This is a genomic window from Acidocella sp. C78 (assembly GCF_907164655.1).
This window is the reverse complement of the sequence record NZ_CAJQZK010000062.1, coordinates 73,178-87,447: the sequence shown is the minus strand read 5'-3', so window position 1 is coordinate 87,447 and position 14,270 is coordinate 73,178. Positions and strand designations below refer to the sequence as shown.

General features: G+C 67.7%; 13 protein-coding genes and 1 pseudogene. 11 read left to right on the top strand and 3 right to left on the bottom strand.

Going from position 1 to position 14,270, the window contains the following annotated elements:
- Window positions 1–1,126 (bottom strand): IS1634 family transposase (locus ACIDOCELLA78_RS89295; RefSeq protein WP_249675839.1); only part of this gene is annotated, 1,126 nt, incomplete at its 3' end.
- 137 nt (window positions 1,127–1,263) lie between these two features.
- Here ACIDOCELLA78_RS89295 and ACIDOCELLA78_RS89290 point away from each other — a divergent pair.
- A complete protein-coding gene (locus tag ACIDOCELLA78_RS89290) occupies window positions 1,264–1,953 on the top strand; it encodes a hypothetical protein (RefSeq protein ID WP_201728750.1) in 690 nt (229 codons plus the stop codon).
- Between the two features lie 186 nt (window positions 1,954–2,139).
- On the opposite strand, the pseudogene metH reads toward ACIDOCELLA78_RS89290, so the two are convergent.
- Window positions 2,140–5,626: pseudogene (gene metH / locus ACIDOCELLA78_RS89285) on the bottom strand (methionine synthase).
- A gap of 72 nt (window positions 5,627–5,698) precedes the next feature.
- On the bottom strand, window positions 5,699–6,583 hold the full coding sequence (locus tag ACIDOCELLA78_RS89280; RefSeq protein ID WP_201728749.1) for a LysR family transcriptional regulator ArgP: 885 nt from the start codon (window positions 6,581–6,583) through the stop codon (window positions 5,699–5,701).
- A gap of 74 nt (window positions 6,584–6,657) precedes the next feature.
- On the opposite strand from ACIDOCELLA78_RS89280, the gene ACIDOCELLA78_RS89275 reads away from it, so the two are divergent.
- The 10 genes from ACIDOCELLA78_RS89275 (at window position 6,658) to ACIDOCELLA78_RS89230 (ending at window position 14,261) form a co-directional block, all read left to right on the top strand.
- Window positions 6,658–7,284, top strand: coding sequence for a LysE/ArgO family amino acid transporter (locus ACIDOCELLA78_RS89275; RefSeq protein WP_201728748.1), 627 nt, complete (start codon window positions 6,658–6,660; stop codon window positions 7,282–7,284).
- 61 nt (window positions 7,285–7,345) lie between these two features.
- On the top strand, window positions 7,346–8,425 hold the full coding sequence (locus ACIDOCELLA78_RS89270; RefSeq protein WP_283770836.1) for a DMT family transporter: 1,080 nt from the start codon (window positions 7,346–7,348) through the stop codon (window positions 8,423–8,425).
- A gap of 2 nt (window positions 8,426–8,427) precedes the next feature.
- Window positions 8,428–8,757: a hypothetical protein gene (locus tag ACIDOCELLA78_RS89265; RefSeq protein ID WP_201728747.1), complete on the top strand. Its 330-nt coding sequence runs from the start codon at window positions 8,428–8,430 to the stop codon at window positions 8,755–8,757.
- Window positions 8,758–8,935: 178 nt separating this feature from the next.
- On the top strand, window positions 8,936–9,253 hold the full coding sequence (locus ACIDOCELLA78_RS89260) for an AsnC family protein (protein ID WP_201728746.1): 318 nt from the start codon (window positions 8,936–8,938) through the stop codon (window positions 9,251–9,253).
- On the top strand, window positions 9,250–9,825 hold the full coding sequence (locus ACIDOCELLA78_RS89255; RefSeq protein ID WP_201728745.1) for a DUF6362 family protein: 576 nt from the start codon (window positions 9,250–9,252) through the stop codon (window positions 9,823–9,825). The genes ACIDOCELLA78_RS89260 and ACIDOCELLA78_RS89255 overlap by 4 nt, the downstream gene beginning before the upstream one ends.
- Window positions 9,826–9,861: 36 nt before the next feature.
- Window positions 9,862–10,428 (top strand): elongation factor P, encoded by a 567-nt coding sequence (efp, locus tag ACIDOCELLA78_RS89250; protein WP_201728744.1) that lies wholly within the window; start codon window positions 9,862–9,864, stop codon window positions 10,426–10,428.
- Between the two features lie 52 nt (window positions 10,429–10,480).
- Complete coding sequence (locus tag ACIDOCELLA78_RS89245) at window positions 10,481–11,308, top strand: inositol monophosphatase family protein (RefSeq protein ID WP_201728743.1); 828 nt, start codon at window positions 10,481–10,483, stop codon at window positions 11,306–11,308.
- A gap of 151 nt (window positions 11,309–11,459) precedes the next feature.
- Window positions 11,460–12,062 (top strand): hypothetical protein, encoded by a 603-nt coding sequence (locus ACIDOCELLA78_RS89240; protein ID WP_249675837.1) that lies wholly within the window; start codon window positions 11,460–11,462, stop codon window positions 12,060–12,062.
- Window positions 12,063–12,074: 12 nt separating this feature from the next.
- Window positions 12,075–13,208, top strand: a complete 1,134-nt coding sequence (locus tag ACIDOCELLA78_RS89235; RefSeq protein ID WP_201728741.1) for a flagellar motor protein MotA — start codon at window positions 12,075–12,077, stop codon at window positions 13,206–13,208.
- A 3-nt stretch (window positions 13,209–13,211) separates the two neighbouring features.
- Window positions 13,212–14,261, top strand: a complete 1,050-nt coding sequence (locus ACIDOCELLA78_RS89230) for a peptidoglycan -binding protein (RefSeq protein ID WP_201728740.1) — start codon at window positions 13,212–13,214, stop codon at window positions 14,259–14,261.
- Window positions 14,262–14,270 lie beyond the last annotated feature (9 nt).

The following is a 14,270-nucleotide window of genomic DNA, read 5'->3' as shown; positions in this document are numbered from 1 at the left end:
CCATCTTGCGCTGGTTGATCACCGCCCCCACCGCCAGCCCGATCGCGGCCTCGCCATGAAGAGGAGCGCGTTTGCGCCGTGTCGCATCCCGGATCCGCGCCAGTTCCGTCTCGGTGGCCACGAGCAGCGCCTCGCGCTTGCGCCGTCGTTCGGTCGCCAGGGCGGCGTTGCGACAGGCGATCAGCCGCTCGCCCGGATAATCGGGCGACGTGATCGCGGCGATATCGCGCTCGTCGAACAGCGACATCTGCAGCGGTCCTCGGCAAGATCCTGGATCTGCCCCGCGCGCAGGCAGCTGATCCAGTCCAGCCCCCGCCGGCTTGATCGTCTCGCGGATCCGCGCCGTGGTGATCATTCCGCGATCACCCACCAGGACGACGCGCTCGAGATGGAACCGGCGCTTGAGTTTCTCCACCTGGGCGGCGATCGTCGCCGGATCGGCGGTGTTGCCTTCGAACACTTCCACTGCGATCGGCCGCCCCTCGCGATCGCACAGCAGACCATAGACGATCTGCGGCCGATCGGGCCGGTGATCCCGGCTGTATCCGTGGTGTGCCAGTTCGCAATGCCGGCCTTCGAGGTAGGATGAACTGACGTCGTAGAGCACCAGCGTGCCGTCGCGCAGATGGCGCCTTGCAAACTCCCGTTCGATCCGCCCCTGCTGCGTGCCCAGCCAGTCCAGCGCCGCATAGATCTCGCGCTCTTCAATGACACCGAGATCAAGCATCTGCCCGAGGCTCGATGTTGCGGTCTCCGGGTTCAGGCCGCGCAGGGTCGAGAGCTTCGATCCCGGCGCGATCACCCGGCCGGCGATCAGCGCCAGGGCGAGACTGCGCTCGCGCGACGCCCTCCGGCCCAGCAGGCGGGGTATCCCGAGCTTGCGCATCATCCCGAGTGCCGCCGCCACATGACCATGCGGCAGCGAACGCCGGATCTCCAGCGCCTGATCGGCACCACCAACCACCGCGCCACCCGCGAGCAGCGCTCGTAGGCCATCGATCAACGCGGGCGGCATCTGGCTCAGATTGGCGATGGTACGCTTGTGAACCTTCCGCCCCTCGCGGAAACTCTCCCGCAACAGCACGGCCGGCGCCGATCGGCCATTCGGAACCACATCGATGAACATAACCCGAGCGAATCACAGATCGAGTCGCACCGCAAGCCCCATTTATGGACACAAAACGCTCGCAAGAAATCAGCGCTACGCGAGGCTATCCGCCACGTTCAGGTCATTCCCAAGTAAAACTTCAGGCTAGGGACCTCGTGCACGTCCGTGAGATGAAAAACGAGTGTCTCGTTTCGGTGCCAAGCTTCTACCCGAGTGGCGCCGGAGCGATTGTCAGCATAACCGTTGAAGGCAATGCATTTCGGGTAAGTGATCTCGGTTTTGGATACCGGGAATCAAAAATGGTGGGAGCTGAAGTGGTTTTTGTCCGTCGAGCCAAAAAGGCGGCGGATAGGATAGGCGTGCAGTTTCTCGACAGATCATTCAGTGCAATTGCGACGTTTGAGCAGCTTGCTGCTACTATCACTGATATTTCTGGCGTTTCCACTGAAACAACACATCAGGCAGTTGCGCGTATTCAAAACGAAGGTGAGGGTGAAGTTGCCTCTCATCTACTTGAGAAATTGACCGCTTTATTCGGAGCGTCCAACGTTGAAAGTATCCCGGACTTTCGGGGCGCATCTAGCCGTGAGTGGGATATTACTGCCGTTGTTAAAAAGGGGAAGCAAACAGCCGCGTTTAAAGCGGTAGGTAATCACGCCATGTCAGTTTATTACGCGCACGCGGCGCTTAATGATATAGCTCTGTTGAAGAACGCACCAAAAACCATTTCTGTTGTCAAAAACATTACTGAGATGGGCAATTTATACAATATATTGGCGCAGGTTGGAGATGTTATTGAAGAAGACGCTTCAAATGAAGCATTTAAAATGGCATTGGCAGCATAAATCGCGATGACTTTGACAGAAATTTTTCGGTTTCGATATAATCATGGTTTTATCTTCAAAAACATTTTTGTAAAAATACGTAAATAATTTCATTTTTGCCCAACATATAATCAAAATGCTGAGCAAAAGTTTTTGCTTCTTTTTTCAAAAAGAAGCTCTTTTGCTCCCCTTCCCCCGCCTGACCCCTCACACGGAGAAATACTTCGCGTGGGGGTTCAAAACGACGATGGCGCTGGTGGATTGTTCGGGGTGGAGCTGGAGTTCATCCGAGAGCGACACGCCGATGCGTTCGGCGTCGAGGAGGCGGAGCAAAAGACTCTGGTCCTCGAGGTTCGGGCAGGCGGGGTAGCCGAAGGAGTAGCGTGAGCCGCGGTAGGACTGGGCGAGCATTTTTTCCATGTCGCGGTCGTCTTCGGCGGAAAAAACCGAGTTCGGCGCGGATGCGTTTGTGGGTGTATTCGGCCATGGCCTCGGCCATTTCGACGGAGAGGCCGTGGAGGTAGAGGTAGTCCTGGTAGCGGTTTTCCTCGAACCAGGCGCGGGCGGTGTCGGAGGCTTTTTCGCCCATGGTGACGACTTGCAGGCCGATGACGTCGCGTTCGGCGTCGTCCACGTCGCGGAAGAAGTCGGCGATGCATTCGCCGTCGTCGCGGGGCTGGCGCGGGAGGGTGAAGCGGGCGAGTTCGGTGGCGCCGTCCTCGGCGAAGAGGATGAGGTCGTTGCCCTGGCCGGCGGCTTTCCAGTAGCCGTAGATGGCCTGGGGCTTGAGGATGGAGTCGGCGGCGCAGAGGTCGAGCATGCGCTTCATGACGGGGCGGAGTTCCTGGCGGGCCCAGCCCATGAAGTCTTCCAGCGACTTGCCCTGCTTGCGGAAGCCCCACTGGAACTGGAAGAGGGAGCGTTCGTTGATGTAGGGGACGAGGGCTTTCTGCGGGGCCTCGATGATTTTCGCACCCCAGAAGGGCGGGGTGAGGACGGGGGTTTCGCGGGTGAGGCGGCGGCGGCGGGCCTGGACGGCGGAGATGTCGACCGGCGCGAAGCCGCGGGCGTCGGCCTGGCCGAGGGTGCGTTTGGTGTTGCGGGCCTTGCCGCGGCGCTTGGACTGGAGGGCGGCGAGGTAATCGTCGAAGCCGTTGCCGGTGACCTTGTCCATCAGATGGAGGCCGTCGAAGGCGTCGCGGGCGTAGGCGACGCGGCCGGAGGCGTAGGCGGCGACGCAGTCTTCCTCGACATAGTTGCGGGTGAGTGCTGCGCCGCCGAGGAGGACGGGGATGTCGAGCCCCTGGCGGGACATTTCCTGGAGGTTTTCGCGCATGACGACGGTGGATTTGACGAGGAGGCCGGACATGCCGATGGCGTGGGCGCGGTGTTCCCTGGCGGCGGCGACCATGTCGGCCAGGGGGACCTTGATGCCGAGATTGACGACGCGGTAGCCGTTGTTGGTCAGGATGATGTCGACGAGGTTCTTGCCGATGTCGTGGACGTCGCCCTTCACGGTGGCGAGGACGATGGTGCCTTTCTGCTGGCCCTCGACGCGCTCCATGTAGGGTTCGAGGTAGGCGACGGCGGCCTTCATGGTTTCGGCGGATTGCAGGACGAAGGGGAGCTGCATCTTGCCGGCGCCGAACAGTTCGCCCACGGTTTTCATGCCATCGAGCAGGAGGTTGTTGATGATGTCGAGCGGGGCGTGGGATTTCATCGCCTCGTCGAGATCGTCGGCGAGGCCCTTGCGGTCGCCATCGACGATGCGGTCGCGCAGGCGGCCCTCGACGGTGTCGGCCTTGACCTTTTTCACGGCGTCGGCGGCCTTGCGGTCGGCGAACATTTCGAGGACGCGCTGGAGGGGGTCGTAATCCTCGCGGCGGCGGTCGAAGATGAGGTCTTCCATGACCTGCACTTCCTCGGGCGGAATGAGGTGCAGGGGGCGGATTTTGGAGACGTGGACGATGGCGCCGGTCATGCCGGCCTTTACCGCGTGGTCGAGGAAGACGGAGTTCAGCACCGCGCGGGCGGCGGGGTTGAGGCCGAAGGAGATGTTGGACAGGCCGAGGATGATCTGGATGTCGGGGAAGGCATCGCGGATCAGCCTGATGCCTTCGAGGGTCCAGAGGCCGAGCTTGCGGTCGTCCTCGTTGCCGGTGGCGATGGTGAAGGTGAGCGGGTCGATCAGCAGGTCGGATTGCGGGAGGCCGTGCTTGCGGCATGCGAAATCGACCAGGCGGGTGGCGATTTCGAGCTTCTGCGCCGGCTCCTTGGCCATGCCGACCTCATCGATGGTGAGGGCGATGACGGCGGCGCCGAACTTGCGGGCGAGCACCATGCGCTCTTCGGCGATGTGTTCGCCATCCTCGAAATTGATCGAGTTGATGATGGGCTTGCCGCCGTGGAGCTTGAGGGCGGCCTCGATGACCGGGGTTTCGGTGGAGTCGATCACCAGCGGCGCGTTCACCGAGGAGGTGAAGCGGGTGATGACCTCGGACATTTCGCCGAGTTCGTCGCGGCCGACGAAGGCGGTGCAGATGTCGAGCGCGTTGGAGGCCTCGGCGACCTGTTCGCGGCCCATGGCGACGCAGCCGTCCCAGTCGTGCTTTTCCTGGAGCTCGCGCCATTTCTTCGAGCCGTTGGCGTTGCAGCGCTCGCCGATGGAGAAATAGGCGTTTTCCTGGCGCAGCGGGGTGGCACCGTAGAGGCTGGCGACGGAGGGCATCCAGACCGGCTTGCGCGGGACCGGCGCGGGGCGGATTTCGCCATTGCGGCGGAGCATGGCGTCGAGGGCGGCGATATGCGGGGTGGAGGTGCCGCAGCAGCCGCCGATGAGGTTGATGCCGTCCTCGCGGATGAAGCGTTCGAGCCAGGTGGCGAGTTCGGCTGGGGCGAGCGGGTAATGGGTCTTGCCATCGACCAGCTCGGGCAGGCCGGCATTGGGCTGCACCGAGATCAGGCCGGGCCAGTTCTGCGAGAGGTAGCGGACATGCTCGGCCATTTCCTGCGGGCCGGTGGCGCAGTTCAGGCCGATCAGCGGCACGTCGAGCGCCTCGATCACGGTGGCGGCGGCGGCGATGTCCGGCCCGACGAGGAGGGTGCCGGTGGTTTCGACGGTGACCTGGACGAAGATCGGGGTATCGCGGTTCAGCTCGGCGCGGGCGATCTTCGCGCCGTTGACGGCGGCCTTGATCTGCAGCGTGTCCTGGCAGGTTTCGATCAGGATGGCGTCGACCCCGCCTTCGATCAGGCCGCGGCACTGCTCGGCGAGGCCGGCTTCGAGCGGGTCGTAGGCGATGTTGCCGAGGGTGGGCAGCTTGGTGCCGGGGCCGACGCTGCCGATCACGTAGCGGTCGCGCCCGTCGGCGAAGGTTTCGGCGGCCTCGCGGGCGAGTTCGGCGGCGATGCGGTTGATCTCGCGGGCGCGGTCGCCCAGCTCGAATTCGGCGAGGGTGATGGGCGAGCCGCCGAAGCTGTTGGTTTCGACCATGTCGGCGCCGGCTTCGAAGTAGCCGCGATGGATTTCGCGCACGAGGTCGGGGCGGGAGAGGTTCAGCACCTCGGTGCAGTTTTCCTTGCCCCAGTAATCGCGCTCGGTATCGAGGGTGAGGGCCTGGACGCGCGAGCCCATGCCGCCGTCGCACAGGAGGACACGGTGGCGGAGGGCTTCGAGAAGTGAAATTCCGGTCATGATGCAAGCAGATATAGGAACGGCGCGAGAATTCCAATCGGCGGCGGCGGGGGCGCGTGACGCCGGGCGGGATCAGGCGAGATGGCGGCGGGCGGCGGCGGCGACATCGCGGGTCAGGCGGCGCAGCGGGGCGGCGTGGAGGCGGGCCGCCGTCCAGTAGAGAGCGACGTCGAGCGGCTGGGCCGGGGGGAGTTCGACGAGGCGGCCGGCGGCGAGATGCGGCGCGGCGAGGGCGAGCGGGTGCAGGCCCCAGCCGAGGCCGGCCAAGGCGAGATCGAGAAAGGCGTGCGGCGAGGGCACGAAATGGGTGGGGCCGGCGAGGCTGACGCCGTGCGCCGCCTGCGCCCAGCGCGCCTGCAACGTATCGCGCCGGTCGAAGCGCAGATGCGGGGCGGCCGCCAGGGCGGTGGCGGTGACGCCATCCGGGAAATGGCGGGCAAGGAAAGCGGGGCTGGAGCAGGCGGCATAGCGCAGGGCGCCGAGCGGGATGGTGCGGCAGCCCTGGGCGGGATCGGGATCGGCGGTGACGGCGGCCAGCACCTCGCCGGCGCGCAGGCGGGCGGCGGTGCGGGATTCGTCATCCAGCACGAGGTCCAGGAGGGTTGAGCCATCGCGGCCGAAACCGGCGATGGCGTCGGGGAACCAGGTGGCGAGGCTGTCGGCGTTGACCGCGATGCGGATGGTTGGCGCATGGCCGGCGGCCGCCTCGGGCAGGAGCGGCGCGAGATCGGCTTCGAGCAGGTGAACGCGATCGGCATGGGCGCAGAGGCGGCTGCCCAGCGCGGTCGGCGTGCAGGGCTGGCCGCGGATGACCAGGACCGCGCCGATCCGCTCCTCAAGACCGCGGACACGCTGGGAGATCGCGGACGGGGTAACGCCGAGCACGGCGGCGGCGCGCTCGAAACTGCCTTCGCGGAGCACCGCGCGCAGGGCGGCAAGGGCGGGATAATCCAGCACGGGTGAAGCGATGCTTCATCGACATTAGAAAAACAAGCTTTCCTGTTTTGTCCGGCGCGCCCATAGGCGGACGCATGAGCGGATATGCAGCTTCCTTTCTCGCCGGGTATGCGGCTTCGGCGGCGCTGATCGTCGCGATCGGGGCGCAGAACCTGTTCGTGCTGCGGCAGGGGCTGCGGCGCGAGCATGTCGGCGCGGTGGTGGCGTTCTGCGCCCTCGCGGATGCGGTGCTGATCGCCGCCGGGGTGGGCGGGGTGGGCGCGTTCATCGGCGCCGCGCCGCGCTTCACGCTGGCGCTGACGCTGGGCGGGGCGGCGTTTCTCGGCTGGAACGGCATCGCGTCGCTCCGGCGGCGGGCGCCGACGGCCGTCGACCTTGGCGCGGGCGAGCGGGTGACGCTGCGCCGCGCGCTGCTGGCGACGGCGGGGTTCACCTTTCTCAACCCGCATGTCTATCTCGACACCGTGCTGCTGCTGGGCGCGATCGGGGCGACGCAGCCGGCGGCGCTGCGGCCGGTTTTCGCCGCCGGGGCGATGAGCGCCAGCCTTTCGTGGTTCGCCGCGCTCGGCTTCGGCGCGCGCGCGCTGCGGCCGGTGTTCGGCCGGCCCGCCGCGTGGTGGGTGCTGGACCGGGTGGTCGGCGTCACCATGCTGCTGCTCGCCGCCTCGCTGTTGCTGAAGGCCATGACATTCCCGGCATGAAGGCCGCCGGATTGCGGAGGCGGCGCTGAAGCGGGAAATAGCCCACGAGATGGAGGGCTGGATGACGGGGACCGGAGGCGACGGCGCGCGCGAGCGCGACAACCAGGGCGCGCACATGCGCGACAAACACGGCGCGCATCCGCACGACAAACACGGCGCGCATCCGCACGACAAACACGGCGCGCATCCGCGCGACAAACACGGCGCGCATCCGCACGACAAACACGGCGCGCATCCGCGCGACGGCGGATTCGCGACCGGGGTGGCGGCGGTGCTGTTCGCCGCGCTGGTCTGGGGCACGACGGGCACGGCGGCGACGTTCGCGCCCGCGGTCGGGCCGCTGGCGATCGGCGCCTGCGCGATGGGGATCGGCGGGCTGTTGCAGGCGCTGCTCGCCGCACCGCGCATCCTGCGCGACCTGCCGGCGCTGGCGCGGCACGGGCGGTTGCTGGCGGCGGGGGGCGTCGCGGTCGCGCTGTATCCCCTCGCCTTTTACAGCTCGATGCGGCTCTCCGGCGTTGCGGTGGGAACGGTGGTGACGCTCGGCTCGGCGCCGATCTTCTCCGCACTGATCGAGCGCGCGCTCGCCGGCACGCGGCTCTCCGCCCGCTGGGTTGCCGGCGCGCTGCCGGGGATTGCCGGCATGGCGCTGCTTGCCCTTTCCGAACCCGGGGCGACGGCGGGCGATGGGAGCAGCCTCGGCATCGCGCTCGGCCTCGTCGGCGGGCTGACTTATGCGCTCTATGCCTGGACGGCGCGGGGGATGATGCTGCGCGGCGTCCGCTCGATGGTGGCGATGGGGGCGACGTTCGGGATCGGCGGCGCGCTGCTGATGCCGGTGCTGCTGGCGACCGGCGGCGCCTTTCTCGACTCCTGGGGCAATGCGGCGGTGGGCATCTACATGGCGGCGGTGCCGATGTTTCTCGGCTATCTCTGCTTCGGCCTCGGGCTGGCGCGGATTCCGGTGAGTGTGGCGACGACGATCACGTTGGTCGAGCCGGTGGTGGCGGCGGTGCTGGCGGTACTCGTCGTCGGCGAGCGGCTGCCGGCGGCGGGCTGGGCGGGGGCGGCGCTGGTGCTCGCCGGGCTGGTGGTGACGGCGGCGCCGGGACGGCGCGGCGGCGGAGCGAAGGGAGCGTGACGATGCGGATCGGCGTGCGGTTCGGCGGCGCGGCGGGAGCGGATGAGGCGGCGCTGGTGCAGGAGGGTTTTGATCCGCCCGCCGACGTGGCGGCGGTGGCGCGGTTCGGCGTGGCGCCGGCGCGGCCGGGGCACGGGATCGGCTGCGCCTGCTGCGTGCCGCGCGGGCCCGCGGCGCTGGCGCTGACGGAGCTGTTTCTCGGCCGGGCGCGGGGGACGCTGCCGGATTTCGCCGCCGTCGTGGTTGTCGCGGATACTAACGGAGAAGCCGCCGTCCGCACCGCGCTGGAGACCGATATTCTGCTCCGCGCCCGGTTTTTCGCGCTGGACTGAAATTTTTTCCGGCTTGGCGCCTTCGCCTATTTTCATCGATTTATCAATATATTGTTGTTCGGACTGATGCGCCTGGCGGTGTGCCGGGGGCTCAGTTCCGTCGCTCCATGATGTTAGTATTATTGACGCACGTTAGCGTATCTACTAACAATACACTCATCCACGAAGGAGATGAGCGATGCCCGAACGCCGCATCTGGACCGACGCCGCCGACCAGACGATCCGCCGCATGCGGGGGGACGGGGCGACCTGGGCGGCGATTGCCGCCGTGCTCGGCCTGTCGCGCAACACGATCATCGAGCGCGGGCGGCGGCTCTGCGCCGCCGGCGGGCCGAGCCAGGCGGCGCGGCCGAAGCCGCCGCCGGAGGACGATCCGAACCGCCCGCCGCTGCCGGCCGGGCATCCGCGCTCCTGGGGGCTGCTGACGCGCGGGACGATTCTGGAGGGCGCGGCGTTCGTTCCTCTCGCCGCCCCCGGGCGGGAGGATGAGCGATGAGCGCGGCGCGGGCACATCGCGCGGCCGAAATTCGGGTGCGGCGTGCGGGCGAGGTGCTCGGCTCGGGGATCGGCGCCGCCGGCGCGGCGCGGCGGGTGGAGATCGGCCCCTGCCCGGCGGTGAGCGGGGCGGCGGACCCGATCGGCGCGATCGCGCAGCGGCTGGAGGCGGCAGGGGCGTGCCTGCTGGCGCTGCCGGAGCGGGGCTATTCGCCGCATCTGCGGATCAGCCGCTACGAGGTGGTGCGCAGCGCGCTCGACGCCTATGGCTGGGAGGCCTCGCGCATCCGCCCGCCGCACCCCTCGGGGGCGGAGATCGACCGGATGGACGAGGCGCTCGGCTGGCTCGCCGCGATTCCGGAGGAGCGGTTCGTGCTGCGGCGGATTCTGGGCGCGCGGGCGCTGACCCATCCGCTGACCGGGCGGCACCTGTTTCCCTGGCGCAGGCTCGGCGGCGTGCTGGGGGCGGACCACAAATCGGTCCAGCGTTGGCATCGCGAGGGGCTCGGGATCATCCACGCGGCGCTGGTCGCGGCGGAGCGAAAACTTGCCCAAAGCAGCGCGGCGGGCTAAGCCGCCCCATCCTTATCCAAGATCGGGTGTCATTTCATGAAGCAGCAGGCGAATCTGATCCGCGCCGGCCAGGTGATCGAGCATGATGGTCGCCGCTGGACGGTGCTCAAGCAGCAGATCATCACTCCGGGCAAGGGCGGCGCGTTCATCCAGGTGGAGATGCGCGACCTCAAGACCGGGAACAAGACCAACGAACGCTGGCGCACCGCCGACACGGTCGAGCGGCTGATGACGGACAACCGCGACTACACCTATTCCTATACCGACGGCGACAATCTCGTGCTGATGGACGGCGAAACCTTCGAGCAGTTTCTGGTGCCGGCAGCCCTGCTGGGTGACCAGGCGCCGTTCCTGCAGGACAACATGGCGGTGATCGTCGATCTCGTGGAGGGCGACCCGGTCGGCATCCACCTGCCGGCGACGGTGACGCTGGATATCGTCGAGGCCGATCCGGTGGTGAAGGGGCAGACCGCGTCCTCCTCCTACAAGCCGGCGAAGCTGTCGAACGGGGTGAAGGTGATGGTTCCGCCCTTCATCGAGGCGGGGGAGCGCATCGTCGTCCGCACCGAGGATTCGACCTACGTCGAGCGGGCCAAGGGCTGAGGCCGCGCGCGGCGGAGCCGCCGCGCCCGACCGTTTTCCGGAGTAACGAGCCATGACACCCCGCCGTTCCGCGCACATGACCATCATGGTCGCCGCGGCCCAGAAGGCCGCGCGCCGGCTGATCCGCGATTTCAACGAGGTCGAGCATCTCCAGGTCTCGGTAAAGGGGCCGTCCGACTTCGTCAGCCAGGCGGACATGCGCGCCGAGCAGACGATCCGCGAGGAGCTGGAGCGCGCCCGGCCCGGCTACGCCTTCCTGATGGAGGAAAGCGGCGCGCATGGCTCGGAGAACTGGGCGTGGCGGTGGATCGTCGATCCGCTCGACGGGACGACCAATTTCCTGCACGCGATTCCGAACTGGGCGATCTCGATCGCGCTGGAAAAGCGGCTGGCGGATGGCAGCAGCGAGATCGCCGCGGCGATGGTGATGGCGCCGGCGCTGGACGAGCTGTTCTGGGCCGAAAAGGGCGCCGGCGCTTATCTGAACGACCGCCGGCTGCGCGTGTCCTCGCGCAGGGAGTGGTCGAGCGCGCTGTTCGCCACCGGGATTCCCTTCGCCCGCACCGCGCCGCGCAACCGCCTCGCCTTCGCCCGCGTGCTCGGCGCGCTGATGCCCGAGACGGCGGGCGTGCGGCGGATGGGGGCGGCGGCGCTCGATCTCGCCTGGACCGCCGCCGGGCGGTTCGATGGCTATTTCGAATATGGCACCCATCCGTGGGACATCGCCGCCGGCGCCTTGCTGGTGCGCGAGGCCGGCGGCTACGCCACGGCACCCGATGGCAGCGATGCGGTGACCGGCGATATCGTCGCCGGCAATCCGCATATTCATGCGCGGCTGCGCGAGCTGGCGGCCTCGGCGCTGGAGAGTGCCAGGGCCTGAAACGAACCGGCCCGAGCTGGCCGGCCCGAGCTGGCCGGCCCGAGCTGGTCGGCCCGAGCTGGTCGGCATTGAGCGGCATGGGAGACATGCGCTAATGTCGGGCGGAATGCGACAGGGTTTTTTCCTTGCGGCGTGCGCGGCGGCCGCGGTCATGCTCACGGGTCCGGCGGGGGCACAGGTTGTCGTCAATCCGCAGGCGCTGCGCCAGCTCGGCGGCCCCGCGCCGGCCCGGAACCCGGCGGTGACGCGGCGCGCGATGCCGGATCGCCGGGAGGACCACCGGATTGCAGAGCATCGCAAACCGGCGCATCGCGCGGTGAGACATGCGGTGAAACATCCTGTGGCGGCGCATGTGGCGGCGGCGCGGCTGCCGATGCCGCCGCCGCCGCCGCCCGTCATCGCGACCAGGCGCCCTGCCCCGCCGCCCAAACCGCCGGCAAAACCAGTGGCGCCGGCGCCGCTCGTGATCGTGTTTCCGGGCGACGAGGCGACGCCCGGCCCGGCGGCGGCGGCTTCGGTCAGGCGGTTTCTCGCCGCCTCCCGGCCGCGCGGGCTGCGGTTTCTGGTGCGGGCGACCGCGCCGGGCGGCTCGGATGACCCCTCGGAGGCGCGGCGGCTGGCGCTGCGGCGGGGGCTCGCGGTGCGCGGCATGCTGGTCGCCGCCGGCATTCCGGCGCAGCGTATCATCGTGCAGGCACTCGGCGATGCGCCAGATGCGCCGGACGACCGCGTGACGCTGAGCACCCTTCCCTGAACTGGAGCGAACATGACCCGCCCGAACAGCTACCTGATCCGCATGCTGGTGTTTCTGGTGGTGGTCTATGGCCTGGCCGCTTTCCTCGCGCCGGTGCTGAAATCGTTCTTCCTCGCCAATCCGGTGGTCAATTCGGTGATCGCGGTGGTCGAGGTGTTCGGGATTTTCTGGAATTTGCGGCAGGTGATGCGGCTGAGCCCGGAAGTGGACTGGGTGGAGCGGTTCCAGCGCTCGCGCGCCTCGATCGAGCATGGGCCGAAGCCGCGGCTGCTGCTGCCGATGGCGAGGATGTTCGGCGGCCGGCAGGATGACGGGCGGCGGGTGACGCTCTCGGTCGCCAGCATGCGCACCATGCTCGATGGCATCGCCAGCCGGCTCGACGAAAGCCGCGAGACCTCGCGCTATGTCACCGGGGTGATGATCTTTCTCGGCCTGCTCGGGACGTTCTGGGGCCTGCTGAAGACGGTGCATGCGGTGGCCGCGGTGATCGCGGCGATGAACCTCGCGGGCGGGGATGTGAACGGGATGTTCGCCCAGCTCAAGGCCGGGCTCGCCGGGCCGCTGGCGGGGATGGGCACAGCGTTCTCATCCTCGATGTTCGGGCTGTCGGGCGCGCTGATCCTGGGGTTCCTCGACCTGACGGCGGGCCAGGCGATGAACCGCTTCTTCAACGATCTGGAGGAATGGCTCGCCGGGCTGACGCGGGTTTCGAGCGGCGCGATCGCCGCCGAGGCGGAAGGGGGGCTGCCGGCCTATGTGCAGGCGGTGCTGGAGCAGAGCGCCGAGACTGTCGAATCGCTGCAGCGCCTGCTGATGCGCAGCGAGGAGGGGCGCGGCGAGACGGCGCAGACGATCCAGGTGCTGAGCGAGCGGATGACGGTGCTGGCGGAATCGATCCAGGCCTCGCAGCGGGTGATGCTGCGGGTGGGCGAAGGGGTGGCGGCGCTTTCACGCATCGTCGAGCGCGGCGAGGAGCGCAAGGACAACGAGGTCGCGCGGGCGCATCTGCGCAATATCGAGCTGCTGATGGCGCGGCTGATCGCCGAGGCGGAACAGGGGCGCGTGCAGGGCCTGGCCGATCTGCGCCACGACCTGAAGATCCTGACCAGAACCGTGGCGGCGCGGTTCGACGAGGCGAAGGGCTGAGCCATGGCGCGCACCATTCGCGGCCGCAACAACGGGCTGGAGATCTGGCCGGGCTATGTCGACGCGCTGTCGACCCTGCTGATGGTGACGATTTTCGTGCTGCTCGTGTTTGTCCTGGCGGAGGCGTTTCTCTCGGTGGCGCTGTCGAGCCGGAACAAGACGATCGGCGCGCTGCGCAGCGAGATCGCGCAGCTTTCGCAGGTTCTGGCATTGCAGAAGGCGAAGACCGCCTCGTTGCAGGACGAGCTGTCCAGCATGGCGGCGCTGATGAAGGCGACGAAGACGCGGGAAGCGGCGCTGATGGCGGCGAATTCAACGCTGAGCTCGGCCAATGCGGCGCTGAACGCGAAGACCGCGACGCTCGGCGCCGCCGTGGCGGCGGCGGGCGGAAAGCTCGCCGGGCAGGTGAAGCTGAACGCTCAGGAGATCGCGACCGTCAGCCTGCTCAACCAGCAGATCGCGGCGCTGCGGTTGCAGCTCGCGACCATCGCCGCCGCACTCGATGCGGCGCAGAAGAAGGACCAGGAAGAGCATGTGCAGATCGCCGATCTCGGCAAGCAGCTGAACGAGGCGCTGGCGCGCAAGGTGCAGTCGCTCGAACAGTATCGCAGCGAGTTCTTCGGCGTGCTGCGCCAGGCGCTGGCGGGGCAGAAGGACATCAAGGTGGTGGGCGACCGCTTCGTGTTCGAGAGCGCGGTGCTGTTCCCCTCCGACTCGGCGCAGCTTTCGGCCACGGGCAAGGCGGAGATCGCCAAGGTGGCGCAGGCGATCGAAACGATCGCGCCGAAGATCCCCGCCAAGATCAACTGGGTGCTGAGCGTCACCGGCTATGCCGACAAGGAGGCGATCACCGGCGGGCCGTACAAGGACAATTTCGACCTCTCGGCGGCGCGCGCGCTTTCCGTGCTGCATCTGCTGATCGCGGATGGGGTGCCGAAGAGCCGGGTGGTGGCGGCCGGGTTCGGCGCGGATCACCCGATCGCCAGCGGCGACACGCCGAAGGACCTGGCGCAGAACCGGCGGATCGAGTTCCGGCTCACCTCGGCGGATTGAGCGGCCGCG